At 71.6% G+C, this 25,122-nt stretch carries 25 protein-coding genes; 7 read left to right on the plus strand and 18 right to left on the minus strand.

The window, feature by feature from the left end:
- Positions 1-45 precede the first annotated feature (45 nt).
- Positions 46-825, plus strand: coding sequence for a GAF and ANTAR domain-containing protein (locus ACIQWG_RS35840; protein WP_404103667.1), 780 nt, complete (start codon positions 46-48; stop codon positions 823-825).
- Between the two features lie 224 nt (positions 826-1,049).
- Here ACIQWG_RS35840 and ACIQWG_RS35845 read toward each other — a convergent pair whose 3' ends face one another.
- The 13 genes from ACIQWG_RS35845 to ACIQWG_RS35905 all read right to left on the minus strand — a co-directional run bounded on the left by ACIQWG_RS35845 (position 1,050) and on the right by ACIQWG_RS35905 (position 13,619).
- Positions 1,050-1,715 carry a class F sortase gene (locus ACIQWG_RS35845; RefSeq protein WP_404103669.1) on the minus strand — a complete coding sequence of 222 codons (666 nt, stop codon included), beginning with the start codon at positions 1,713-1,715 and terminating at the stop codon, positions 1,050-1,052.
- 2 nt (positions 1,716-1,717) lie between these two features.
- Entirely contained in the window at positions 1,718-2,272 is a 555-nt protein-coding gene (locus ACIQWG_RS35850) for a hypothetical protein (RefSeq protein WP_404103671.1), read from the minus strand.
- Between the two features lie 104 nt (positions 2,273-2,376).
- A complete protein-coding gene (locus ACIQWG_RS35855) occupies positions 2,377-3,156 on the minus strand; it encodes an HAD-IIA family hydrolase (RefSeq protein ID WP_404103673.1) in 780 nt (259 codons plus the stop codon).
- A 78-nt stretch (positions 3,157-3,234) separates the two neighbouring features.
- Positions 3,235-4,773 (minus strand): alkaline phosphatase family protein, encoded by a 1,539-nt coding sequence (locus tag ACIQWG_RS35860; protein ID WP_404103675.1) that lies wholly within the window; start codon positions 4,771-4,773, stop codon positions 3,235-3,237.
- A gap of 133 nt (positions 4,774-4,906) precedes the next feature.
- Entirely contained in the window at positions 4,907-5,962 is a 1,056-nt protein-coding gene (locus tag ACIQWG_RS35865) for a 2-aminoethylphosphonate ABC transporter substrate-binding protein (RefSeq protein WP_404103677.1), read from the minus strand.
- A 53-nt stretch (positions 5,963-6,015) separates the two neighbouring features.
- A complete protein-coding gene (locus ACIQWG_RS35870; protein ID WP_404103680.1) occupies positions 6,016-6,813 on the minus strand; it encodes an ABC transporter permease in 798 nt (265 codons plus the stop codon).
- Positions 6,800-7,618, minus strand: a complete 819-nt coding sequence (locus ACIQWG_RS35875) for a 2-aminoethylphosphonate ABC transporter permease subunit (protein ID WP_404103682.1) — start codon at positions 7,616-7,618, stop codon at positions 6,800-6,802. The genes ACIQWG_RS35870 and ACIQWG_RS35875 overlap by 14 nt, the downstream gene beginning before the upstream one ends.
- The gene (locus ACIQWG_RS35880) at positions 7,611-8,672 is read right to left on the minus strand and encodes an ABC transporter ATP-binding protein (RefSeq protein WP_404103685.1); all 1,062 of its coding nucleotides are present in this window, start codon (positions 8,670-8,672) and stop codon (positions 7,611-7,613) included. The genes ACIQWG_RS35875 and ACIQWG_RS35880 overlap by 8 nt, the downstream gene beginning before the upstream one ends.
- Positions 8,669-9,358, minus strand: a complete 690-nt coding sequence (locus ACIQWG_RS35885) for a phosphonatase-like hydrolase (RefSeq protein ID WP_404103688.1) — start codon at positions 9,356-9,358, stop codon at positions 8,669-8,671. Before ACIQWG_RS35885 ends, ACIQWG_RS35880 begins: the two co-directional genes overlap by 4 nt.
- A gap of 5 nt (positions 9,359-9,363) precedes the next feature.
- Positions 9,364-10,488, minus strand: a complete 1,125-nt coding sequence (locus ACIQWG_RS35890; RefSeq protein WP_404103690.1) for a TIGR03364 family FAD-dependent oxidoreductase — start codon at positions 10,486-10,488, stop codon at positions 9,364-9,366.
- A gap of 141 nt (positions 10,489-10,629) precedes the next feature.
- Positions 10,630-11,385 (minus strand): GntR family transcriptional regulator, encoded by a 756-nt coding sequence (locus tag ACIQWG_RS35895; RefSeq protein ID WP_404103693.1) that lies wholly within the window; start codon positions 11,383-11,385, stop codon positions 10,630-10,632.
- Between the two features lie 68 nt (positions 11,386-11,453).
- Positions 11,454-12,332 carry a hypothetical protein gene (locus tag ACIQWG_RS35900; protein WP_404103696.1) on the minus strand — a complete coding sequence of 293 codons (879 nt, stop codon included), beginning with the start codon at positions 12,330-12,332 and terminating at the stop codon, positions 11,454-11,456.
- 114 nt (positions 12,333-12,446) lie between these two features.
- Positions 12,447-13,619 carry an ROK family protein gene (locus ACIQWG_RS35905; protein ID WP_404103699.1) on the minus strand — a complete coding sequence of 391 codons (1,173 nt, stop codon included), beginning with the start codon at positions 13,617-13,619 and terminating at the stop codon, positions 12,447-12,449.
- 59 nt (positions 13,620-13,678) lie between these two features.
- Between ACIQWG_RS35905 and ACIQWG_RS35910 the strand changes: the two genes are divergently transcribed.
- Both ACIQWG_RS35910 and ACIQWG_RS35915 read left to right on the plus strand, forming a co-directional pair.
- Complete coding sequence (locus ACIQWG_RS35910; RefSeq protein WP_404103702.1) at positions 13,679-14,770, plus strand: Gfo/Idh/MocA family oxidoreductase; 1,092 nt, start codon at positions 13,679-13,681, stop codon at positions 14,768-14,770.
- Positions 14,767-15,282, plus strand: a complete 516-nt coding sequence (locus ACIQWG_RS35915) for a heme-degrading domain-containing protein (RefSeq protein ID WP_404103705.1) — start codon at positions 14,767-14,769, stop codon at positions 15,280-15,282. The genes ACIQWG_RS35910 and ACIQWG_RS35915 overlap by 4 nt, the downstream gene beginning before the upstream one ends.
- 88 nt (positions 15,283-15,370) lie before the next feature.
- Here ACIQWG_RS35915 and ACIQWG_RS35920 read toward each other — a convergent pair whose 3' ends face one another.
- The 4 genes from ACIQWG_RS35920 to ACIQWG_RS35935 all read right to left on the minus strand — a co-directional run bounded on the left by ACIQWG_RS35920 (position 15,371) and on the right by ACIQWG_RS35935 (position 18,089).
- Positions 15,371-16,228, minus strand: coding sequence for a fumarylacetoacetate hydrolase family protein (locus ACIQWG_RS35920; protein WP_404103708.1), 858 nt, complete (start codon positions 16,226-16,228; stop codon positions 15,371-15,373).
- A gap of 127 nt (positions 16,229-16,355) precedes the next feature.
- Entirely contained in the window at positions 16,356-17,069 is a 714-nt protein-coding gene (locus ACIQWG_RS35925) for a YidC/Oxa1 family membrane protein insertase (RefSeq protein ID WP_404103711.1), read from the minus strand.
- 118 nt (positions 17,070-17,187) lie between these two features.
- Positions 17,188-17,499 (minus strand): DUF6412 domain-containing protein, encoded by a 312-nt coding sequence (locus tag ACIQWG_RS35930; protein ID WP_404103714.1) that lies wholly within the window; start codon positions 17,497-17,499, stop codon positions 17,188-17,190.
- Between the two features lie 53 nt (positions 17,500-17,552).
- Complete coding sequence (locus ACIQWG_RS35935) at positions 17,553-18,089, minus strand: winged helix-turn-helix transcriptional regulator (RefSeq protein WP_404103717.1); 537 nt, start codon at positions 18,087-18,089, stop codon at positions 17,553-17,555.
- A gap of 68 nt (positions 18,090-18,157) precedes the next feature.
- Between ACIQWG_RS35935 and ACIQWG_RS35940 the strand changes: the two genes are divergently transcribed.
- A complete protein-coding gene (locus ACIQWG_RS35940) occupies positions 18,158-19,579 on the plus strand; it encodes an MFS transporter (protein ID WP_404103720.1) in 1,422 nt (473 codons plus the stop codon).
- Positions 19,580-19,590: 11 nt separating this feature from the next.
- Here the strand turns inward: ACIQWG_RS35940 and ACIQWG_RS35945 are convergent, their stop codons facing one another.
- Complete coding sequence (locus tag ACIQWG_RS35945) at positions 19,591-20,373, minus strand: class E sortase (protein ID WP_404103722.1); 783 nt, start codon at positions 20,371-20,373, stop codon at positions 19,591-19,593.
- A 277-nt stretch (positions 20,374-20,650) separates the two neighbouring features.
- Between ACIQWG_RS35945 and ACIQWG_RS35950 the strand changes: the two genes are divergently transcribed.
- From ACIQWG_RS35950 to ACIQWG_RS35960, 3 genes are all read left to right on the plus strand, one after another.
- On the plus strand, positions 20,651-22,123 hold the full coding sequence (locus ACIQWG_RS35950) for a beta-1,6-galactanase (protein WP_404103725.1): 1,473 nt from the start codon (positions 20,651-20,653) through the stop codon (positions 22,121-22,123).
- Positions 22,124-22,346: 223 nt separating this feature from the next.
- Positions 22,347-23,363, plus strand: coding sequence for an SEC-C metal-binding domain-containing protein (locus tag ACIQWG_RS35955; protein ID WP_404103728.1), 1,017 nt, complete (start codon positions 22,347-22,349; stop codon positions 23,361-23,363).
- A 190-nt stretch (positions 23,364-23,553) separates the two neighbouring features.
- Positions 23,554-25,107 (plus strand): ATP-binding protein, encoded by a 1,554-nt coding sequence (locus tag ACIQWG_RS35960; protein WP_404103731.1) that lies wholly within the window; start codon positions 23,554-23,556, stop codon positions 25,105-25,107.
- The last annotated feature ends 15 nt before the right edge of the window (positions 25,108-25,122 follow it).

The following is a 25,122-nucleotide window of genomic DNA, read 5'->3' on the forward strand; positions in this document are numbered from 1 at the left end:
CTCGACGGGGAACCACAGGGGAGCAGGGGAAGGGAGGGTGCGGTGATGCACCGGTTCACCCGGGAGATCCGGCTGGCGCAGGCACTGGTGGAGTCGGCGGACACCCTCGTCGACGAGTTCGAGGCCGGGCGCTACTTGTCGCGGGTCGCCGACCACTGCGTACGGTTACTGGCCGCGCGGGCGGCCGGCTTCATGCTGATCGACGAGGGCCGCACGGTGTCGCTGGCGGCGGGCGGCACCCGGCAGGAGACCGCGCTGGAGCTGCTGCGGGCCCAGCACGGCGGCGGGCCCTGCCTGGACTGCTACGGCTCCGGCCGGCCGGTGCCGCCGGTCTCGGTCCGGGCGGCGCGGACGGCGGCCCGCTGGCCCGAGTTCACCGAGCGGGCGCTCGCGCACGACATCGCCATCACCTACGCGGTCCCCCTGCGCCGCCGGGGGCGGCTGCTCGGCGCGCTGAACGTCTTCGGCCCCGCCCTCCCGGGCGACTCCCCCGCCGAGGACGACACGGGGCTGAAGCTGGCCCAGCTCCTCGCCGACTGCGCGGCCCTCGGGCTGGAGAACAACACCCGGTACGCCCAGTGCCGCACCCTGGCCGGTCAGTTGCAGCAGGCGCTGTCCAGCAGGGTGCGCATCGAGCAGGCCAAGGGCATGCTCGCCGAGCGCTGGAACGCCCCCGCGGACGACGCCTTCCTGGCGCTGCGGCAGTACGCGCGCCGCCGTCAGCTGCCGCTGGACCTGGTCGCGCGGGCGGTCATCGACCGGGTCGCGGACGACTCCGAACTGCGCCGGGAGGCGGGGCGGACGGACGACGAGGGGCGCCTGTAGCGGCCCGTTGCCTCTTCCCCTAGGCCGCGCTCGTCTTGTCTTCTAGAGTCGTCTGCGGACGACCCCAGCCCCCGGTCGGACCGTCTCCACCGGTCGTACAGAACCTCCCGCGCCGGACGCCGGGCTACTCCCGCAGCCCGTGCGCCCGCGGTCGAGGACCGGCCCGGTCGGCGGCTTCGGGGGGAGCGGGTCGTCGGCCGGGCCAGGTGGGCCCCGAGAGCGGGCTACGGCCCGGTGCCGGTGAGATACGCCGAGACGACGAGGTTCGCGGTGTAGCCGCCGGTCGCCCGGTCGAAGGTGCCGGCGCAGGTGATCAGGCGCAGTTCGGCGCGGCCCGTGCGGTGGGCGCCGTAGGCCTGGTGGGCGTCGAAGCGGTCGCGGGTGACGACCCGGACGTCGTCCACGGTGAACTCCGCCGCCCTGCCGTCGTCGCGGAGCACCCGTACGGTCACGCCCGGCCTGAGGGTGCCGAGGCGGTGGAAGACGGCGGCCCGGCTCGTGGTGTCGACGTGGCCCACCATCAGCGCCGCCCCGGGCGCCCCGGGCTTCACCCCGGCCGCGTACCAGCCGACGACGCCGGCCTGCGCGTAGGGCGGTGGATCGATGGCGCCGTGCGCGTCGAGTCCCCGGGGCGCCACCGGTGCCCGCAGGCCGAGCGCCGGGATGTCCAGGCGCAGCGGCCGGGCGTCGTCCATCGGCCGTGCCGCGGACGGCAGTCGCGGCGAGGCGGGCCGTCCGACCGCCGGGATGTCCCCGGAGACCGGCGCGGACGCCTTGTGCCGTACGTCGGTGACCTCCCACCCCCACAGCCACAGCCCGAGCAGCAGCAGCGTCCAGACGGCGGCCATGAGGAGGCGGCCACCGCCGGCGGAGCGTTCGTGGTCGGACATGGTCAGCGCTGCCGTCTGCTCCTGCGGGCGCTGCGCAGGGCCACGGCCGTGGCGGCGACGCCCGCCAGGATCAGCCCGGTCACGGTGTGCGCCGTGCCGGGGCCGGCCTCGCGGGCGTCCACCATGGCCAGCTGGGAGGTGCCCCCGCCGCCGGCCCGGACGGGGGACGTCGGTGAGGCCGCGACGGACGGCTGCGGTCCGTGCCGTACGGACTGTTCCGCGCCCTTGCGTGTGACGGTGACGGCGCCGGTGCGGGAGGCGTCCCCGCAGGCGACCTTCACGGCGTAGGTGCCCCCCGCGGCCGTGGACCGGATGCGGCTCTCCCCGGCGAGGCTGCCGTCGGCGTCGACGGTGAGGCGGGCGTCGGCGACGAACGCCTCGGAGACCGCCGTGGCCGTCCGCTGCGGGCATCCGCTCACCCGCAGGGTGATGTCGCCGCCCGGACGCGGGGCCGCCGGACCGACCCGGACGTCCCCGTCCGCCGCGTGTGCCGCCGGGGTGACGGGGACCGCACCGAGGGCGGCGATCGTACAGAGAGTGACCCGCAGTGATCCCATCGTGAACCTCCAGATATCTGGAGACTCCCCCCGAACCACGGGCCCCGCATCCTCAGCGGGGCCCGCTTTGCTCCGTTTGGGTCGAATTGCGGGTGTACGGGGTTTCAGATGCGGTCGACGAGGTCCGCGATCGAGTCGACGATCTTGGACGGCCGGTACGGGAAGTTCTCCACCTGCTCCGGCCGGGTGAGACCGGTGAGCACCAGGAAGGTCTGCATCCCGGCCTCCATGCCGGCCAGCACGTCGGTGTCCATCCGGTCGCCGATCATGGCGCTGGTCTCGGAGTGGGCGCCGATGGCGTTCAGTCCGGTGCGCATCATCAGCGGGTTGGGCTTGCCGGCGAAGTACGGCTGCTTGCTCGTCGCCTTGGTGATCAGTGCGGCGACGGCACCGGTGGCGGGCAGCGGGCCCTCGGCGGACGGACCCGTCTCGTCGGGGTTGGTGCAGATGAAACGGGCACCGTCGTTGATCAGCCGGACCGCCTTGGTCATGGCTTCGAAGGAGTAGGTGCGGGTCTCGCCGAGGACGACGTAGTCCGGTTCGTGGTCGGTGAGGATGTAGCCGATGTCGTGCAGGGCGGTGGTCAGTCCGGCCTCGCCGATGACGTAGGCCGAGCCGCCGGGACGCTGGTCGTCGAGGAACTGGGCGGTGGCCAGCGCCGAGGTCCAGATGTTCTCGAGCGGCACGTCCAGGCCCATGCGGTTCAGCCGGGCGTGCAGGTCACGCGGGGTGTAGATCGAGTTGTTGGTGAGGACGAGGAAGGGCCGGCCCGAATCGCGCAGCTTCTTGATGAAGGCGTCGGCGCCGGGGATCGGTACGCCCTCGTGGATGAGCACACCGTCCATGTCGGTGAGCCAAGACTCGATGGGCTTGCGGTCTGCCATGTTGCTGTGACTCTCCTGGCCTGCGTACGGACGAGCTGGGGGCGCCGGAACCACGGCGTGCCGACGCCCCCAGCGTAGTCAGGACTGGCTGATCCTGACCCCGTCGATCACCCAGTACCAGTTGTTGGACCCGGTGTAGCGGAACCGGAAGTTCACGCTGGAGGCTCCGGAGGGGACGTCGACGGTCAGCGACTGGGGCTGCGAGACGACGTCGGAGGTGTAGCTCTTGACGACGGTGGGGGCGCCGCCGTTGAAGGAGACCAGGATCTGGGCCGTCTGGGCGCCTTCCTGCCGGTAGAGGGTGGTGAAGTCCAGCCGCACCTTGGTCCGGCCGGTGACGTCGTACGCCGGGGTGACCAGCGTGGAGTCGTAGGTGCCGGACAGGGTCTTGTCCGACCACTCGTCGGAGTCGGCGACCGCGAAGACACCGCGGGCGCGGACGTTCAGTTCACGCCACTGGTCGCGCTGGGTGCGGGACCAGAACTCGTCGGTGGCGAAGGCCCAGCCGCGCCACTCGGTCATCCCGCCGGTGCCCATGGCGTTGTTGATGACGGACCAGCCGCTGGGCGCGGTGTGCGTGAAGCCGAGCACACCGGCCGGGATGCCGGTCTCGTCGACCCGGCCGGTCAGGGACGGCCGCAGCGCCTCGAAGGGGTCGGTGGAGCGCTCCTGGACGGGCTTGCCGTCCAGGCCCCAGGCGGGGTCGGGGGTGATGCCGAGCTGCTTGAAGACGGTGGCGGCGACGTCCACGAGCCGGGTGTCGATCGGGCGGGCGCCCGCCGCGATGCCGGGACCGGTGGCGAGGACGAAGGTGCGCCGCTCCTCGATCGAGGACCCGCCGTGACCGCCCGCGTCGAGGTGGCCGTGGTCGGTGGCGACGATGACCGTCCAGCGCTCGGTGGCGTAGGAGGGCCGGGCCTTGATCGCGGCGCGCAGCCGGCCGACGTAGGCGTCCTGCACGGCGATCTGGTCGAGGTAGGCCTGGCTGCCGGCGCCCTGGTTGTGGCCGACGATGTCGGACTGGCCGAAGTAGACGAACAGGACGTCGGGGTTCTGGTCCCGGATGATCGCCTCGGTCTCGGCGGCGATGGTGGCGTCGTGGCCGGTGTAGCCGTCACGGTCGCCGTCGAGGACGAGCTTGGCGTCGGCGCCGGGGGTGACGGTGCCCTGGGCGTCCAGGGGCTTCCAGTCGACGGCCGCGTACGTGGAGAGCGCGGGCTGCACCTGGGCGAGACGGGCCAGGAAGCCGGGGTACTGGCCGTACTTCTTGCCGACGAAGGTGTTGTCCTTGACGCCGTGCTTGTCCGGCCACACACCGGTGGAGATGGTGGACCAGCCGGGGCCGGAGGAGGTCGCGGCCATCGGACTGGCGTACAGCAGCGAGGTGCCGTACGTGCCCTCGCTCATCATGGCCTTCAGGTGCGGGGCGTTCGCGGCGTCGATGCGGTCGTGGCGCAGTCCGTCCATGCCGATGACGAGCACCTTGTCCTTGCTGGTGCCGTTCGGGAGCGTGGGGACGGCGTGCGCCTGGGAGGCGCTGGCGGTGCCGAGTGCCAGGGTGGCGGCGGTCGCCGCGCTGGTGGTGAGGACGGTGCGGCGGGACAGGTGTGACGTCACGTGATCCTCCTGGGGCGGGTGGGTGCGGGCATGGCGACGCCCCCGGTGGTGGTGCCAGGGGCGTTGCGGTGGTGCGGCTTTGCAGGTGTGGCTCTGGTGGTATCGCCTCGGTGGGTGGACTTCAGGAGGCGGGTCAGCTGCCGGTGGCCGACTTCCAGGCGTCGACGTACGACGTCAGGTTCTTGTCGATGTCGTCCCAGTCGGGCTCGAAGACCTCGACGCCCTCGATGATCTTGGCGAGGGCGATCGCGTTGGCGTCGGTGGCCTTGACGTCCTGGCGGGCGCTGAAGCCGCCGCCGATCTCGCTGACCTGCTGCTGGGCGTCCTGGCTCAGCATGAAGTCGAGGAGCTTCTTGCCGTTCTCGGTGTGCGGGGCGTCGGTGACGAGGCCGGCGGCGTAGGGCAGGGCGAAGGTGGTGGGCTTGCCGCCGTCCTTCGCGGGGAACCAGATGCCGAGGTTCGGCATGGTCTTGGACTGGGCGAAGTTCATCTGGACGTCACCGTTGGCGACGTGGATCTCGCCCTTGTCGACCTTGGGGGCGAGCTTGCCGGTGGAGGCGGACGGGCCGACGTTGTTGGACTGGAGCTTGCCGAGGTAGTCCAGGGCCGCCTTCTGTCCGCCGAAGTCGTGCATGGCCTTGATGAGGACGGCGGTGCCGTCGCCGGCGACGCCCGGGGTGGAGTACTGGAGCTTGTTCTTGTACTTGCCGTCCAGCAGCTCCTCCCACGTGGTGGGCGGCGTCTTCAGCTCCTTCTTGTTGTAGATGAAGCCGAAGTAGTTGTTGACGACCGAGGTCCAGGTGGCGTCGGCACCCTTGTCGGCGCCGTTGACCTGGTCGGAGCCCTTCGGGGCGTACTTCTGGAGCAGGCCCTTGCCGTCGGCCTGCTGGATGAAGGGCGGAAGTGTGACGAGCACGTCGGCCTGCGCGTTGTTCTTCTCGCGGGCGGCGCGCTGCACCATCTCGCCCGAGCCGCCCTCGACGTACTCGACCTTGATGCCGGTCTGCTTCTCGAAGTCCTTGAAGATCTTGTCGTACCAGCCGTCGCCGTTCTCGCCCTTGAGGCCGTCGGCGCTGTAGACGGTGACGACCTTCTCGTCGGAGGCGGCGGAGTCGCCTCCGCAGGCGGACAGCAGCGGGGTGGCGGCGAGGGACACCGCGAGGGCGATCTTGAGCGTGTTTCTGGGCATGACGAGGTGAACTCCTTGCGGGGGAAGGGGTGTTGATCGGCGGACAGGGTGTGTCAGCGGTACGAGGCCTTGGTGCGGACGCGGGAGACGACGAACAGCGCGAGCAGGGTCGCCGTCATCAGGACCACCGCGAGGGCGGACCCGGCGAAGAGGGCGCCGCGGTCGGTGGCCGCGTAGATCAGGACGGGAAGCGGGGTCCAGTCGGGCGGATAGAGCATCATCGTGGCGCTCAACTCGCCCATGGACAGGGCGAAGCAGAGGCCGGCGGCGGCGGTCAGGGAGGGCAGCAGCAGGGGCAGCCTGACCCGCCACAGGACGTAGCCGGGCCGGGCGCCGAGGGAGGCGGCGGCCTGTTCGTACGCCGGGTCGAGGCGGGCGAGCGCGGCGGACACGGACTGGTAGGCGAACGCGGTGACCAGGACGGTGTGGGCGAGGATCACGATCTCCCGGGTGCCGTTGAGCAGGAACGGCGGCTTGGAGAAGGCGACCAGGATCGCCAGGCCCACGACCACGGACGGCACGGCGACCGGCAGCACGAAGAGCGCGTCCATCACCCTGCGGTGGCGCCGTTTGAGTCCGGCGGCGGCGAGCGCGGCCCAGGTCCCGGCGGCCAGGGCGAGGACGCTCGCGGCGGCGGCGGTCACCAGGCTGGTGGTGAGGGCCTGGAGGGCCTCGCCGCGGGTGGCGGCGTCGTAGTGCCCGGTCGTGAAGCCGGAGGGCAGCACGCTCGACCAGTTGGTGGCGAAGGACGCGCTGAGGACGACGAGGAGAGGCAGGGCGAACAGGGGCAGGAAGAGGACGAGGAACACGGCCCATACGGCCCACTTCGCCCCGCGGCTATGCACCAGCACGGCGGCTCACCACCCGGTAGAGGCCGTAGAGGCCCACGGAGATCAGGACGTTGACGACGGCGACCACGCACGCGCCCGGGTAGTCGGACTCCAGGATCGCCTTGCTGTAGACGAGCATCGGCAGGGTCGTGACGCCTTTCGCGCCGGTGAACAGGACGATCCCGAACTCGTTGAGACACAGCACCAGTACGAGGCTGCCGCCCGCCGCGAGCGCGGGCACCGCCTCGGGGAGGATCACCCGGCGGACGATGCGCAGCGGACGCGCGCCGAGCGAACTGGCCGCCTCCAGCTGAGCGGTGTCCAGTTGGGAGAAGGCCGCGAGCAGCGGTCGTACGACGAAGGGCGTGAAGTAGGTGATCTCGGCCAGCAGCACGCCCCAGGGGGTGGTCAGGAACTGGAACGGGCCGTCCGCCGCGCCGGTGACGTCGGTCCACAGGCCGTTGGCCATGCCGACCGTGCCGTAGATGAACAGCAGGGCCAGCGTGATCAGGAAGGACGGGAAGGACAGGAAGACGTCGATGAAGCGGGCCACCGCCCGTGCCCCGGGGAAGGGCACGAAGGCGATGACGAGCGCGATCACGAAGCCGAGGACCAGACATCCGACGGTCGAGCCGACCGCCAGCCACACGGTGGTCCACAGCGCCTCGCGGAAGGCGTCGGAGGCGAAGACGTCGGCGTACGGCTCGAAGGACGTGCCGCCGGTGTCGGGCTGGAGGGATTGCTGGACGACGAGGGCGAGGGGGTAGAGGAAGACGAGGGCGAGGAGGGCGACAGGTGGGGTTGCCCACAGCAGCCGTTTAGTCATGGGTGACTCCGGCGGTCAGCAGCACCGCGTCCTCAGGGGCGAAGTGCAGCGTCACCGCGTCACCATGAGCCGGCGGGTCCCTCAGTTCCCGCAGGTCAGCGATGACCCGATGCCCGTCGACCTCGACGTACAGCCGGTGGGTGGAGCCGCGCCACTGGATCTCCGTCACGGTCCCGGCGAGCCGGTTGGGCCCCTCGCCGAGGCCGACGAGGTGGGGCCGTACGCACAGCGTCGCCTTCGCGCCCCGCGCCGCGCCCTCCGTGTCCACCTTCAGCTCGCCGCCGCCGAAGGCGACGCCGCCCGAACCGACCGTCACCGGCAGCAGGTTGGCGTTGCCGACGAAGGAGGCCGTGAACTCGTTCGCGGGCGCCCGGTACAGCTCCCGCGGGGTGCCGCAGGACTGGAGCCGGGCGTTGTCCATCACCGCGATCCGGTCGGCGAGGGTGAGCGCCTCGACCTGGTCGTGGGTGACGTACAGGATCGTCACGTCCGGCAACTCGCGGTGCAGCCGCGCCAGTTCGGCGAGCATGCCGGAGCGCAGCCGGGCGTCGAGGGCGGACAGCGGCTCGTCGAGGAGGAGGACGCCGGGGCGGATGGCGAGCGCGCGGGCGATGGCGACGCGCTGCTGCTGGCCGCCGGACAGCTCGCGCGGGTAGCGGCGGGCATAGCCGGCCATGCCGGTCATCTCCAGGGCCTCGGCGACCCGGGTGCGGATCTCGGCCTTGGGAAGCTTGGCCTGTCCGCGCCGCGCCCTCAGTCCGAAGGCGACGTTCTCCTCGACCCGCATGTGCGGGAACAGGGCGTACTGCTGGACGACCATGCCGATGCCGCGCCGGTACGGCGGCAGGTCGGTGACGTCCTCGCCGCCGAGGAACACCCGCCCGGAGGCGGGCCGGACGAACCCGGCGACCGCCCGCAGCGCGGTGGTCTTGCCGGATCCGGACGGCCCGAGCAGCGCCATGACCTCGCCGGGCTCGACGGTGAGGTCGAGCGAGTCGAGGACGACGTTGCCGTCGTAGGCGACCGTCACCGAGTCGAAGCGGATGCCGGTCATGTGATCACGCCCGGCAACTGCGCCACGCTGTCCAGCACATGGGTGGCCCCGGCCGCCCGCAGCGCGTCCGCGTCGTGCGCGCCGGTGAGCACGCCGGCGACGAGGCCGGCGCCCGCACGCACGCCGCTGAGCATGTCGTAGGAGGTGTCGCCGACGACGGCGATCTCGCGGACGTCGTCGGCGGCGGCCGTCCGCAGGAGCGCGGTGAGGACCATGTCGGGGTACGGACGCCCCCGGCCTCCGGCGTCCGCGGGGCACAGGGTGAGGGGCACCAGGTCCCGCCAGCCGAGCGCGTCGAGGATCGCGTCCTGGGTGACCCGGGCGAAGCCCGTGGTCAGGACGACGGTACGGCCGCCGGCCTGGAGTTCCTCGATGGCCTCGCGGGCGCCGGGGATCGGGGCGACCAGCCCGCCGTCGACGAGTTCGCCGTACGCCTTCTCGAAGGCGGCGTTGGCGCGCTGCGCCTTCTCCTCGGTGCCGAACAGGTGCCGGAAGACGGAGATCTTGGACTCGCCCATGGTGGCGCGCACGTAGGCGAGCTTGTCGGCGTGGTCGGGGGTGCCGGGCTCGACGCCCAGTTCGGCGGAGGCCGCCGCGAAGGCCCGCTCGACGAGGCCGCCGTCGGCGACGGTGGTGCCGGCCATGTCGAGCACGACGAGCCGGAGATTTCGGATGCCCTCAGTCATGTCTGTCACCAGCCCAGTTCGTTCGCGGTCGTCTCGGCTATCGCGGGCGAGCAGGTCATACCGCGCCCGCCGGGCCCGGTGACCAGCCACACCCCGTCGCGCACCTGCTGGCGGTGCACGACCCGGGTCGTGTCGGTGCACTGCGCGTACACGCCCGCCCAGCGGCGCCGGACCTTCGGCAGCGGGCGGCCGAGGAGGGACTCGACGACCTCGGTGAGGTGGTCGTAGGGGTCCTCCAGGGTGTCGAAGGCGAAGGGGTGTTCGTACTCGTGGGTGTCGCCGATGGTCAGGCCGCCGTCGGCGCGCTGCACCATCAGCAGCTGCATCTTGTGGGCCGCCGCGGTCTCCGCCTGCGCCTGACCGGCGTTGAGCTCGTCGAGGGCGGCGGAGGCGTAGGCCGGGTAGTAGCGGAAGCTGTCCGCGTCGGCGACCGACGTGGTCAGCGGCTCGCCCAGCGGGTCGGTCTGCATCATCTGGAGGCGGACGCGGCGCACCGGCAGGTCGGGGCCGGCCAGCTCGCGGACCAGGCCGCCGAGCCAGGCGCCGGTGCACAGCACGACGACGTCGCCGCTGTGCACGTCGCCGTGGTCGTCGCGGACGGCGCTGTGGCCGATGACCTCGCGGACCTCCCGGCCCGGCTTGAAGGTGTAGTTCGGGGACTTCAGCAGCTCTTCGCGCAGGGCGAGCTGTGCGGTGCGCGGCTCGACGGCCGCGTCCCGCTCGCAGTACAGGGCGGCGGCGAACTCGCCGCGCAGGGCGGGGTTGAGGGCCCGTGCCTCGTCGGGGGTCAGCAGCTTGTGACCGCGCGCGGCGGCGTCCTCGCGGGCCACGGCGGCCTCGGCGACGGCGAGTTCGAGGTCGCCGCGGACGGGCGTCAGGGAGCCGTTGGGCCGGAAGCCGAGGCCCGGCACCCGGGCTCCGATCTCCTCCCACAGCTCCCGGGCCCGCAGCGCTGTCTCCAGCTCCGCACCGCCCGCGCGTCCGCTCACCCAGATCTGGCCGAAGTTGCGCAACGAAGCGCCGCGAGCCTCCGCCTCGCGCTCGATCTGTACGACCTCATGGCCGCGTTCCACTGCTTGCCAGGCGTGCATGGTGCCCACCACGCCGGCTCCGACGACTATCACTCTCACGACGGCCACGCTCCTCGGGATCGGGTAACCGGAAGGGTCCGGCTGACAACGAGAGCGTGAACTGGCTATCACGTTTGGGCTAGACCCGTTATCCTTTCGTGACATTCACAGGCCTGCGAAAGGGGTTGGTTTCCGGACTTTTCAGCCGCCGAGGTGGGCGCTGAAGGAGAAGCGGTCCCCCCGGTACAGCGTCCGCACCCGCTCCAGCGGCCGGCCCTCGGTGTCCCGGGAGACACGGTGGATGAGCAGCATCGGCAGGGCGGGCGGAGTGCCGATGAGCAGGGCCTCGCGCGGGGTGGCCAGCACCGTCTCGATGCGCTCGTCGGCGTCGCCGAAGCCGATGCCCTGCCGGTCCAGGAAGGCGTAGAAGGAGGAGTCCGGGTCGAAGTCGACGTCGAGGCGCGGCACCCGGGCCACGGCGACGTATGTGCTCTCCAGGCCGACCCGCTCGTCGTCGGCGAGCAGGACGCGCTCCAGGTGCCAGACGGGAGCGCCGGGCTCCAGGCCGGTCTCGGCGGCGAGGGCGGCGGGGCAGGGGAAGCGGTCGAGGGTGACGAGGGTACGGCCGGGGGTGCGGCCCTGGCGCCGTACGCCCTCGGTGTAGCTGGCGAGCGAGAGGGGCTGTTCGAGCTTGGGTCCGGCGACGACGGTGCCCCGCCCCTGCCGCCGCAGCTTCCCTTCCAGCACCAGTTCGCGGATCGCCTGCCGGACGGTCTCGCGGGCGACCTCGTAACTCTCCGAGAGATCGCGTTCGGTGGGCAGCGGGTCGCCCTCGTCGAGTTCGCCGATGAGCTGGTCGAGCCGGGCCTTGACCGCGTAGTACTTCGGGATGCGGCCGTGCTCCGGGATGCCGTGGCGCACGGGGGCGCCGGGGGCCTGGTCGTTCGGGTAGTCCACGCAGGGATCGTCGCAGACGGGGCGGGCCGCTTCGGCGGCGCCTCCGCACAGGGCTCCGGGGCTCGGCCTCAGCGTCGTCTGCGGACCAGGAGGATCGCGGCGCCGGTCAGGAGGAGGAAGGCGGCGACGGCGAGGGTCACACCCGGGGTCGAGGTGAGGCCGGTGCGGGCCAGTTCGTCGGCGAGGGAGAGCTCATGGCGGTCGTCCGCGCCGGGGCTGGGCGCCGCGTCCGGGTCGGAGGGGTTCACCGAGGCGTCGGCGTCGGGGTCGGCGGGATCCGCGGGATCCACGGGATCCGCGGGGTCGGTCCGGGTGGCCGTGCCGGACGGCTCGTCCGCCGTGTCGGCGGGGTCCGCCTCGATCTTGAAGCGGTAGTCGTTGGACTGCCCGACCCAGTCGCCGTCGCCCTCGTGGCGCTGGACGACGGCCGCGTTGGCGGTGACGTCGTTCGGTACGGCGTCCGAGGTGACCGCCAGCCGCACCTTCACGGTGACGGTTTTGCGAGGGCCGACGGTGAAACCGGGGAAGCCGTCGAAGGCGCCGACGAGTTCGTCGTCGTCGGTGGGCTCGAAGCGCACGGGGTGCGGGCGGGTGCCGTGCCGGGAGGCGTCCCGGGCTTCCTCCCGGGCACCGACGGGGGTGCCGTAGAACTCCAGGCGGGGCTGGGACGGCCGCAGGGCCCGCTTGCCGTCGACGAGGACGACGACGGGGTGGATGCCGGTGCAGGTCCGGCGGGTGGTGTTGGTGAGGTCCAGGTACCAGGTACCGAACCCGCCGCCGGCGGTATAGGAGGCGGGGCCGCCGTGCAGGCGGGTGGTGAGGGGGAAGGCGCCGTCTTCGGTGGCACAGCCGGGCAGCTCGACGGGAGACTCCGCGCGCACCGGGGGCGCGGCGGCCAGGAGGGCGGCTGCTGCGAGGACGAGGGGGACAGGTGTGTGCAGTCGCATGAACACATGACCATGCCGGGTGCGCGCGGGATCGGGGTGGAGCCATTCCGTACGGCGACGGCAAGTCCGCTCGTTCAGCGGACCGCCCGCATCAGCACCGGACCCGAACGGACGTCACCCCTCCGCCCGCCCGAACAGGGGCGCCAGCAGCAGTTGCGCCGCCCCCTCGGCCACGCCCTGCCCCGCACCGGAGGCGACCCGTACCGGCACCGCGTCCTCGCCCGCCCGCCCGGCGCGTTCCTCCAGGACGGCGGTGACCCCGCGTACGAAGGTCCCGGGCGCGGCGGCGATCGTACGACCGCCCAGCAGGACGAGGTCGACGTCGAGCAGGGCGGCCAGGTTGCCGGCCGCGGTACCGAGCACGCGTGCCGCCTCCGCGAGGTCGCCCCGGGCCACCGCGGCCAGGCACAGCGCCTCCACGCAGCCGCGGTTGCCGCACTCGCAGGGCGGCCCGTCCAGCTGCACGACCTGGTGCCCGAACTCCCCAGCCCCGGTGCGGGCGCCCCGGTGCACCGCTCCCCCGATCACGAGCCCGCCGCCGAGCCCGGCCCCGAAGTGCAGATACGCGAAGGACGCGAAGTTCCCGGCCGCTCCCTCGACCGCGAGTCCGAGGGCGGCGGCGTTGGTGTCCTTGTCGACGACGACCGGCAGCGAGAGCCGGCGCGCGAGCACGTCCCGCAGCGGGAAGCCGTTCCACTCCGGGAACCCGGTGACCCGGTGCAGCACCCCGCGCCGGTGGTCGAGCGGTCCGGGCAGCGCCACGCCGACCCCGAGCACCGCGCCCGGAGGTCCGTCGTCACCCGCTATTGCCGTCACCTCGCCGACCGCCCGCTCGACGACCGTGTCCGCACCGGCGCCCAGGTCCAGCGCGGCGGTCCGCCGGGCCACCACGGCGCCGGTCAGATCACAGAGCACGACCGTCAGCTCGTCCCGGTCCAGATGCACCCCGACCGCGTGCCCGGCCTCCGGCACCAGCCGCAGCACCGTGCGCGGCTTGCCCCCGGTCGACGCCCGCCGCCCCGCCTCCGCCGCGAGCCCCTCCTCCCGGAGCCGGGCGGTGATCTTGCTGACCGCCTGCGGGGTGAGCCCGGTGCGCTCGGCGAGTTCGAGCCGGCTGATGCCCTCGGGGCCGGCCGTGCGCAGCAGATCGAGCACGAGCGCGGTGTTGTGACTGCGCAGGGCGCCCAGATTCACACCGCTCACCCCTCCGGCACCGCCATCGTCGGGTTCGGCAGGGGCGCCCGGGGCTGTGCCGCCCCCGCCCTTCGTCCTGTCCACACCAGCCATCACCCGACCATTCTCTCCCGCGCTTGCACTTTGGCAACAGCGTTGCGAAAGTAGACGGCATGACTGGCACTCCCGGCACGACCGCTACCCCTCTGCGCGTGGGCCTCGTCGGATACGGCCTGGCCGGCTCCGTCTTCCACGCTCCGCTGATCGCCACCACCGAAGGGCTCGCCCTGGACACGGTGGTCACGTCGAACCCCGAGCGGCAGAAGCAGGCCACCACCGAGCACCCGGACGTACGCGTGGCCGCCACGCCCGACGAGCTGCTCGCCCGCGCCACCGATCTCGACCTCCTCGTCATCGCGTCCCCGAACAAGACGCATGTCCCGCTCGCCACCGCCGCCCTCAAGGCCGGCCTGCCGGTCGTCGTCGACAAGCCGATCGCCGGCACCGCGGCCGAGGCACGTGAGCTGGCGGCGCTCGCCGAGGAACGCGGCCTGCTGCTCTCGGTCTTCCAGAACCGCCGCTGGGACAACGACTTCCTGACCCTCCGCCACCTCCTGGCCGAGGGCGAGCTGGGCGACGTATGGCGCTTCGAGTCCCGTTTCGAACGCTGGCGTCCGCAACTGAAGGGCGGCTGGCGGGAGTCCGGCGACCCGGCAGAGATCGGAGGTCTGCTGTACGACCTCGGCAGCCATCTGGTCGACCAGGCACTGGTCCTCTTCGGCCCCGTCACGCATGTCTACGCCGAGGCCGCCGTCCGCCGCCCCGGCGCCGAGACGGACGACGACACCTTCATCGCGCTCACCCACGCGAACGGCGTCCGCTCCCACCTGTACGCCTCCGCCACCACCGCCCAACTCGGCCCGCGTTTCCGGGTGCTGGGCTCCGAGGCCGGCTACGTCAAGTACGGCCTGGACCCGCAGGAGGCGGCGCTGCGCGACGGCCTGCGCCCGGGCGCCGGCGCGGACTGGGGCGTCGAACCCGAGTCGCTGTGGGGCCGGGTCGGCGCCGGCGAGTCCCCCCTGACCGGCGGCGGCCGCGCCGAACCCACCCTGCCCGGCGACTACCCGGCCTACTACGCGGCCGTGGCCAAGGCGCTGCTCGACGGCGGCCCCAACCCGGTGACCGCCCTGGAGGCGGCCGCCACCCTCGACGTACTGGAGGCGGCACACCGTGCGGCCCGCGACGGAGTGACGGTGACGCTGTGACCCACGAGACGCACACCCCGGAGATCACCCCGAAGTTCCACCCGGAGATCACCCCGTCCCTGGAGGAGCTGGAGGCCCAGGAACGCCGTCTGGTCTTCCCCCGGTTCACCTACGAGGACGCCTGGGCCCTGGGTTCCCTGCTGGTCGAGATGGCCCGCGAGCGCCAGGCCCCGGTCGCGATCGACATCCACCGGGCCGGCCAGCAGCTCTTCCACGCGGCGCTGCCCGGCTCCACGCCGGACAACGACGCCTGGATCGCCCGCAAGCGCCGGGTGGTGGAGCGCTACGGCACCTCCTCCTACATCGTCGGCGCCCGCTCCCGCGCCAAGGGCACGACCTTCGAGGACTCCTCCCGCCTGGACCCCGACACCTACGCGGCGCACGGCGGCTCGTTCCCCGTCCATGTCGAGGGCGCCGGCGTCATCGGGTCGGTGACGGTCAGCGGCCTGCCGCAGCTGGAGGACCACCGGATGGTGGTGGAGGCGGTGGAGCACTTCCCGGAGAAGCAGTAAGAGCAACGCCCGCCTTCAGGGGCGCGGGGAACTGCGCGAGCGACCACGGACGACCCGCGGCCGCCCATCCACGCGCAGCCCCCGCCCCTCAGGCGTCCTTCAGCTCCTGCCGCTGCCGTCCCAGCCCCTCGATCTCCAGCTCCACCACGTCCCCGGCCCGCAGGTACGGCTTCGGCTCGGGCTGCCCCATGGCCACCCCCGCCGGCGTGCCGGTGTTGATGACGTCACCGGGATACAGGGTCATGAACTGGCTGACGTACCGCACGACCTCCGCCACCGGGAAGATCTGCTCGGCGGTCGTCCCGTCCTGCTTCAGCTCGCCGTTGACCCACAGTTTCAGCGCGAGGTTCTGCGGATCCGGCACCTCGTCCGCCGTCACCAGCCACGGCCCCAGCGGGTTGAACGTCTCGCAGTTCTTGCCCTTGTCCCAGGTCCCGCCGCGCTCGATCTGGAACTCCCGCTCGGACACGTCGTGCGCGACCGCGTACCCGGCGACATGCGCGAGCGCCTGCTCGGCGGACTCCACATAGCGGGCCGTACGGCCGATGACGACCGCGAGCTCGACCTCCCAGTCGGTCTTCACGGACCGGCGAGGGACCAGCACGGTGTCGTTCGGACCCACGACCGTGTCCGCGGCCTTGAAGAAGACGACCGGCTCGGCGGGCGGCTCGGCGCCGGTCTCGCGGGCGTGGTCGTGGTAGTTCAGCCCGATGCACACGACCTTGCCGATCCGCGCGAGCGGCGGCCCGATCCGCAGCCCGGCCGCGTCCAGCTCGGGCAGCTCCCCGGCGTCCGCGGCGGCACGGATCCGGCCGAGTGCCGCGTCGTCGGCGAGCAGCGGCCCGTCGATGTCCGGCACGACGCCCGACAGGTCCCGCAGAACCCCCTCGGCGTCGAGCAGCGCGGGCGTCTCCGCTCCCGCCGTACCGACTCGCAGCAGCTTCATGGTCACAATCTCCCTCGATCGCGGGGCGCCCGCCGACGGGTGCAGCCATCGGAGGACTGGTCGATCCTCCAAGGTCCACGGCCAGTCCGCAATACCCGGTTCACGTACTGGACCGTAGGCCCGGGCGTCAGCGGTAGAGCACCGCGCGTTCCACCGCGCTCCACGTCGTGCTGGTCACCACGTACAGCGCGGCGGCCAGCGGTACGACGGCCACGGTGACCAGAGTGAAGAAGGACATGAACGGCATGACCTTGGTGACGGCGCCCATCCCCGGCACCGGCTCGCCGTCTACCACCGGCGCGACCGGATTGGCCGCCATCATCCGCTTCGTACGGCGGTAGTTGAACGCGGCGACGCCGGCGACGACCACGAACAGCCCGACGTACACGAGCCCCGCGCCCCCGAACAGCCCGCCGCCGCCGAGCGCGTCCGCCCACCGTTCGCCGAGGGGCGCGGCGAACAGCTGGTGGGTGAGCAGTTCGTTCTCCCCGCCGCCGATCGTGCTGTTCGAGAACAGGTGGTACAGCAGGAAGAACGCGGGCAGCTGGCACAGGCTGGGCATGATCCCGGACAGGGGGGACACCTTTTCCCTCGTGTGCAGTTCCAGTACGGCCCGCTGGAGCTTCTCGGGGTTCTTGCCGTGCTTCTTCCGCAACTCGGCGATCTTCGGCTGCAACTCGGTCCGCCGCTTCTGTCCCCGTGCGGCGGCCCGGGACAGGGGATGCACGAGCAGCCGTACGAACGCGGTGAACAGGACGATCGCGGCGGCCGCCGCACAGGCGCCGAACAGCGGGGTGAGCAGATCGGCCAACTGCTGAACAAGGTCAGCGAAAACGGACATGGGTGAGCCCTCCGAGGGTCTCGTCGTGCCTCAGTGGTGGAGAGATGCCGGGAAGCGGCATCGCGGCAGGACGACCCGCGTCGGGTCACACGTGGGGAATCAGAGGTCGGTGCGTGCCCTACGCGACGGTCGCCGGGAGGGCGTGCCCGGGTGCCCTGGGCCGGGGCCGGCCCGAGGCGTCGGGGTCGCGTTGGGGCAGGAAGGCCGTACGGCGGGCCCGGTCACGGATGGCCGTACGCACCCGCGTGGGCGCCACGGCGGGCGCGGCGCGCGAGGCCAGCAGGGAGCAGACCGCGAACGCGGAACCGGCGGCGGCGGTCGCCGCGAGCGCGACGGTCGCGGAGAGGCTGCCGGTGTCGAGCAGGGCGATCTGGAGGAAGAGCAGCACGAGCGCGGCGGCGGGGCGCAGACCGGCAAGACCACGGATCATCGGCGCCCCTCCCCTCGTACGTCTCGTCGCTGCGGCGCTCGTTCTGCTGTTCGTTATACAGGATCCGCCGACTCGGCCTCGATGGGCAGCAGCAGCCGCTTGGGCTTGAGCAGCGCCCGGCCGACCGGATCCGCCGGGTTCGGATCGAGTCCGGGTCCCGGCTCCATGAGGACGTCCTGGACCGGTACGACGGTTGCGCAGGCGGGGCATTCTCCGTACGTCCCCAGTTCGGTACCGCACCGCGCGTGCCGGAAGTACCGCAGCTTGGCCTCGCCGAAGTGCTCGCGCCCCCAGATGCCGAGGGAGCGCAGGGTGGGCCACAGGGCGATGCCGCGCTCGGTCAGGACGTACTCGTCGCGTGGCGGCGACTGCTGGTACCGGCGCTTTTCGAGGATGCCCTCCGCGGTGAGGGTCTGGAGGCGGGCGGCCAGCACGGCGCGCGGGATGCCCAGGTGGAGCAGGAAGTCGTTGTAGCGCCGGACCCCGTACAGGGCGTCGCGGACGACGAGCAGCGTCCAGCGCTCGCCGACGACCTCGAGCGCCCGAGCGATCGAGCACTGCTGTGTCGCGTATTCCTTGCCCAGTGCCATGGCGTCCACTCTAGCCCTTTCCACCTTCATGGTTCAATGAATGAACTGACCCTGTTAGGGTGCGACGCATGCCCAAGTTCAATGAACGAACTCTCACCGAGGTCACCCCGCGGGCCACCCCCCGGACCACGTCCGAGGCCGCCCCCGCCGAGCAGCCCGCACACCGGCGCGCCACGCTGGCCCTCACCAGCGCCGCCACCGTCGTGGCCCTGATGACGTATACGGCACCGATCGCGACGCTCCCCCAGACCGCCGCCGCCCTGCACACCCCGCTCTCCACCCAGGCCTGGCTCCTCAACGGCACCCCGCTCGGCCTCGCCGCGCTCCTCCTGGTGGCCGGCAGCCTCGCCGACGACTACGGCCGCCGCCGGATCTTCATCGCAGGCACCTTCGCCCTCGGCCTCACCACGGCCCTGGGCGCCCTGACCACCACCACCTGGCTCTTCACGCTCGCCCGCGTCGCCCAGGGCGCCTCCAGCGCGGCGATCCTCGCCAGCAGCCTCGGCCTGATCGTCCACGCCTTCCCCGACCCGCGCGGCCGACTGCACGCGACCGGCGTATGGGGTGCCTGCGTCAGCGGCGGCATCGCGCTGGGCCCCCTCCTCGCCGGCGCGATGGCGAACTGGCGGATCTCCTACGGCGTCCTCGGCGCCGCCGCGATCACCGTGGCGGCGCTGTCCACCCGCGCGCTGTCGGAGTCCCGCGCCCCGCGCGGCGGCCGCCCCGACCTGGCCGGCGCGGTGACCTTCGGACTGGCCCTGGTCTCCCTGGTGGCGGCGCTGACCCTGGGCCGCGACGGCTGGCTGCGGGCACCCGTGGGCCTGCTGCTCCTGGCGACCGTGGCCCTGCTGGCGCTCTTCACCGTGATCGAACACCGCACCGCGACACCGATGATCGACCTCTCCCTGCTCCGCCGCCCCCGCTTCCTCGCGTCCTCGGCCGGCGGACTGTTCACCGGTCTCGCCGTGATCGGCCTGTTCAGCTTCCTGCCCGCGCTGCTCCAGCAGACGCTCGGCCTGTCCGCGATGGACACCGCGTGGCTGTTCCTGCTCTGGTCCGGGCTGTCCTTCGCGGTGGCCCTCCAGGCCCGCAGGCTGGCGGGCCGGGTCTCGCCGCAGTGGCAGCTGGCCATCGGTTTCGTGCTGCACGCGGCCGGCGCGCTGGCGCTGCTGGGCTCACTCGGCTCCGGCTCCTGGCTCCGCCTGCTGCCCGGCATGATGGTGGCCGGCGTCGGCAGCGGCCTGCTCAACGCCGCGCTGCCGCTGCTCTCGGTGCAGTCCGTGCCCGCCCAGCGAGCCGCGATGGGCTCCGGCGCCCAGCAGACGTTCCGGTACATCGGCTCCTGCGCCGGCGTGGCCCTGACCATCGCCCTCGTCACATCCTCCGGGGGCGGGCTGGCGCGGGGCGCGGACACCGCCATGGTCGTCTCGGCCGGGCTGGCGCTGCTGGCGGCGGTGAGCGTGGTGGCGCTGCGCGAGCGCGCGGCCTAGGAGTGTCCGCCTCAGCGCGGGCGCATCGACACGAGCTTGGCCCACACCACCAGGCGGTACTTCGAGGTGTACTCGGGGGTGCAGGTGGTGAGGGTGAGGTAGTAACCGGGTTCGTCGTATCCGGCGTCCGGCTCGACGACGGAACGCGGTACCGGCCGGATCACGCCGCTGTCGTGGGGGGCGGTCCGCGGCAGCGTCCGGTCCACGGTGTACGTGAACGTCGCGCCGCGCGTCTCCACCCGTACCGTGTCCCCGCGCTCCAGCCGGTTGATGTACCGGAAGGGCTCGCCGTGGGTGTTGCGGTGCCCGGCGACGGCGAAGTTGCCTGCCTGGCCCGGCTGCCCGGTGCCGGGATAGTGGCCGACGTAGCCCTTGTTGAGCACCCCGCTCCGGCTGACGCCCTCGGCGACGGGGACGCGGAGGTGGAGGCGGGGGACGGTGAGGATGGCGTAGGCCTGGGACCAGTCGGGTGCGGGCGCGGCGGCCGGCTGCCGTCGGGTGCCGTCGTTCGGTTCGGCCGAGCCGCCGCCCTCGGGGGCGGACGCGGGTGACTCGGCCGGCGCCGCCGGAAGGACCGTACGGGAATCACCGCCGTCCCAGGCCCGCTCCAGCGCCCGGACCTCCCGCTCGGCCCCTTCCCTCGCCTCCCGGTTGGTCCACCACATCTGGTGCACGACCAGCAGCAGAAGCACCACCCCGACGGTGACGAGCACCTCCCCGCCGCCCCACAGCACCCGCCGCCCGCGGGCACGCCGCCGCAGCCCGCTGTGCCGCACGACGCGAACCCGCACCATCGAGAGCCTCCTCCGCCGGGGCCGCCCGCACGATAGGGGCCGGGGCGCGAGGTCTCCAGACCCATGCACGCCCCAGGCCCGACCCAGGCACGTCCGACCGCCCGAACACTTCCTCCACAGGTTTGAGAAAGGGCTGTCGGAACCCTCGACAACCTTACGCGCCACACCCGATGCTTCGTGACGGCACGAACGGGTCAGCCCATGAACGGGACAACCCACGAACGGGACAGCCCACGACGCCGGTTGGACGACCGCCGTCGGACGAAGCGGAGATGCCATGATCCGACGCAGAACTCTGCTGACGGCGACCGGCGGCGCCCTCCTCGGCAGCGCCCTGGCCACGGGCACCGCACACGCGGACGCGACCATCGCCGTCAACCCCGGCACGTCGTACGGCACCTGGGAGGGCTGGGGCACCTCGCTGGCCTGGTGGGCCAACGTGTTCGGCAACCGGAACGACTTCGCCGACCTCTTCTTCACCACCAGCTCGGTGACCTACAACGGCACGACCCTCCCCGGCCTGGGCCTGAACATCGCCCGCTACAACCTCGGGGCGTGCAGCTGGAACAGCGTGAACGGCGAGACGATGGCCGAGTCGCCGAACATCCCCGCCTTCAAGCAGATCGAGGGCTTCTGGCAGGACTGGAACAACGAGGACCCCACCTCCTCGGCCTGGAACTGGACCGCGGACGCCAACCAGCGCGCGATGCTGGTGAAGGCGGCCCAGCGCGGCGCGACCACCGAGCTCTTCGCCAACTCCCCCATGTGGTGGATGTGCAACAACCACAACCCCTCCGGTGCGGCGGACGGCGGCAACAACCTCCAGACCTGGAACTACCGCCAGCACGCCTCCCACTTGGCGGCGACCGCGCTGTACGCCAGGAACAACTGGGGCGTGAACTTCGCGACGGTCGACCCGTTCAACGAGCCGGCGTCGAGCTGGTGGACCGCCACCGGCACCCAGGAGGGCTGCCACCTGGACCCGGCGGTCCAGGCGGCCGTACTCCCGTACATACGCAGCGAGTTGGACAAGCGTGGCCTGACGTCCCTGCGTATCTCGGCATCGGACGAGACGAACTACGACACGGCCCGCTCGACGTGGGCGTCGTTCGGTTCCTCGACGAAGTCCCTGGTCAGCCAGGTGAACGTGCACGGCTACCAGGGCTCGGGCGGCCGACGGGACCTGCTCTACACGGACGTGGTCACCACCTCCCGCAAGAAGCTGTGGAACTCGGAGACGGGCGACGGAGACGGCACGGGCCTCACCCTGGCCTCCAACCTCTGCTACGACTTCCGCTGGCTGCATCCGACGGCGTGGTGCTACTGGCAGGTGATGGACCCGACGACGGGCTGGGCGATGATCGCCTACGACGCGAACACCTTGCAGCCCACGACCGTGCAGACCAAGTACTACGTGATGGCCCAGTTCAGCCGGCACATCCGCCCGGGGATGACGATCCTCGACACAGGCGCGAGCAACGCGGCGGCGGCGTACGACCCGTCGGCCCGCCGCCTGGTCATCGCCGCGGTGAACACCTCGACATCACCCCAGACCTTCACCTTCGACCTCTCCCGCTTCACGACGGTCTCCGGCGGCACGGGCGGCCTGGTCCCGCGCTGGAACACGGTGACGACGGGCGGCGACCAGTACCGGTCGTACGCGAACACCTACCTGAGCGGGAAGACGGTGGCGGTGCCGTTCGCGGCACAGTCGGTGCAGACGTTGCAGATCGACGGGGTGGTGATCTGAGGGGGCGGGAGTGAGGCGGCCGTGGGGACGTCAGGAACGCCGTGTGCCACGTCACGGCAGAAAGACCTTGCCGACATAGCCGAACACAACGGCATAAACGGACGCAGCCGAACGCGGACGCAGCCCGCCCCCGGCCCCCCCAAGCCCTCGACCAGCCAATATCCGCCCCTTCTTCTCCCCTCTGTTCTCCGCTCCGCCATCCATGGGCAGTACGGTGTCCCCCATGCGCCCCGACACGCCTGCCGAAAACGTCGACCACACCGCTGAGGCGGCACGCCTGGAGCGAACCGCCGGCCTCTACCCCGAGGACACCGAGGCCCTGCTGCTGCGGGCCGCGGCCCACCTGGAACTGTCCGGCGACCGCCCCGCCGCGACCGCGCTCTACGACCGCCTGCTGTCGTCGCCGACGCCCCTGGAGAACCCCCATCTGGTACGGGCCCTGAAGGCCTCGAACCTCTGGGAGTACGGCCACGAGGCGGAGGCCCGCGCGATCATCGACGGCGTCCGAGCGGCCGCCCCCCGCGACCCGGCCCCCTGGGTGATCGTGGCGGAGGCGCTGGAGTCCCACGACGAGCTGGAACAGGCGCAGGAGACGTTCACGGAGGGAGTACGGCTCCTCCTCACCGACGTCCCGGAGCCCCCGTACGCCACCCACGCCCTCCTCTTCGGCCGCCACCGCGTACGCCGCATGCTGGGCGTGGCCCACGACGAGTGGGACACCTTCGCGGACACCCTGCACTCGATGCCGGTCTCCCTGGACGAACTCCACGACCCGAAGCGGGTGTGGTCCCTGGGCTCGGACAACCCGGCGGAACTGGAGGCGGAGATCTCCCGCCTCCGCGCGGAACTGGGCGCCTACCGAGAGGCCCTCTCCCGCCCCTTCCCCGTGGCGGTCCTGCACTGGACGGCGGGGGAACTGGCGGAGCTGGTCGCGGCGTACCCGTCCCTGGCGACGGAGTACCCCTCCCACGAGGGCCACCTCGCGACGATAGAGAGCGCCCTGAGGGAGCTCTCCTCCTCCGGCACCCCGAACCTCGGCATCGTGACAGGAACGCTCCCGTCCTACGAGGCCTTCGCGGCATCGGAGGGCACCTCACCGGAGGACACGACCCTGCTACCGCAGTACGCCACGACACTGGCCGCCCGGGGGCGGGCCGTGGGGTGGCCGCCGCAGCGGGGGGCTGGGTGTTGGTGTGGGTCGGGGCGGGCTTATGGGGAGTGCCACGGAACCGTGAGCTGACCGGAACCCGTCCAGCTCCGCCAATCCACTGCTTGCAAGCCTAAACTCCTTGGCAGAAAAGGGATTTATCGACCCACTTCACAGTTCAACCTCCCGCTATGTCCCACCTTTGCAGTACGGTCACATTTACCGTCTGACCTAGGGGGCGACGTCTTCGGTGTGGCCCTGACCTGTGCACTTTGAGGAACCGATGCCCTACGAGCCCGGCACCGTCTGGCAGTACGACGTCCCCACCACCGGCAGCACGCATCTGCCGCCAGACGCCGGCTACGGCCGAGCCCTGACCAACCAGGGTTATGGCTTCGAGGTCGCCGTAGCGGACCTGATCGACAACTCGATCGATGCGGGCGCAGACAAGATCGTCGTGCACTTCCTGCGTGACGCCGAACGGATCCTCACCCTGCTGATCATCGACAACGGCAGGGGAATGGACGAGGCGGGCCTGGATGACGCGATGACAGTCGGGCGGCGCCGTAGCTACGGCGACAGCGCCCTCGGCATGTACGGAACCGGCCTGAAGGCCGCATCCCTCTCGCACGCTTCGTCTCTCACCGTGGTCAGCCGCACCAAACGCAGCCGTGCAGCAGGCCGCCGCCTCACCGCGGAGGGCATCGAGGACAGCTTCCGCTGCGACACAGTCGACCCTCGATACGCGCAGGATCTCGTCGACCGGTACGACGGCATCATCGAGTGGCACGGCACGGTCGTGCGGTGGGACGGGGTGCGCGCGTTCGAAACCGTCACACCGGGGCAGAGCGACCAGTACCTGTCGAAGGCGATCGCCCGCCTGGAAAACCACCTCGGCCTCTACTTGCACCGCTTCCTGAAGCGCGGTCTCCAGCTGGACATCGCCGTATGGGACGTGAGCAGCAGCACGGACGAACTCGGCGAAGAGGTGGACCACATCGCCGTCGAGGCGCTGGACCCCTTCGGGTACAAGGTGCCCGGGAGGAAGGGATACCCGAGGCAGTTCACGGCGCCGGTCGAGGGCATCGGGGACATGCGGCTGACCGCCCACATCTGGCCGGCGAAGTCCAAGCAGGCGGGCTTCCGGCAAATCGGTGCGCTCGCAGACCGTCAGGGCTTCTACTTCTACCGGAACGACCGACTCGTCCAGGCGGGCGGCTGGAACGGCCTGCGCAACCCCGAAGGGCACCTCGTACTGGCCCGAGTGGTTGTGGATCTCCCCCCGGACGAGAACAGCGTCCTGAGCCTCGACGTGAAGAAGGAAAGGGTCACGGTCACCCCCGCCTTCACTCTCGGTGTGGACAAGGCGGTGGACTCTGCGGGGAACACCTTCCACCAGTACCTCAGCGACGCTGAAGCCGCCTATCGGGACGGTTCACGGCGCACGGAGATCGTCCGGAAGCCCGTCACTCCTCCGGGCAAGGGACTCGATCCGAAGGTCAAGCGGGTAATCAGGGAGGAACTGCCGGAAAAGGCGGGCGAGGAACCGATCACGTTCACATGGGCAGCGCTTCCCCGCGACCGGTTCTTCGACCTCGATCGCGAGAACAACGCCGTCATCCTCAACAGGGATTTCCGCGAGGACTTCAACGATGGCAGGCGCGGCGGCGCGAACGACGTTCCCGTCACAAAGACCCTGCTGTACCTGCTTCTTGAGGATTGCTTCGGGCTCGGGCGCTGGGAGCGCAGCCGACAAGACCGTGTGGACTACTGGAACACCATTCTCCTGGCTTCTGCGGAGGCACATCGCACACGGCGTACGCAGGCGCTCTCCTGACCACCGTACGCCCTC

This window comes from Streptomyces sp. NPDC098781 (assembly GCF_044759995.1).
Taxonomy (GTDB): domain Bacteria; phylum Actinomycetota; class Actinomycetes; order Streptomycetales; family Streptomycetaceae; genus Streptomyces.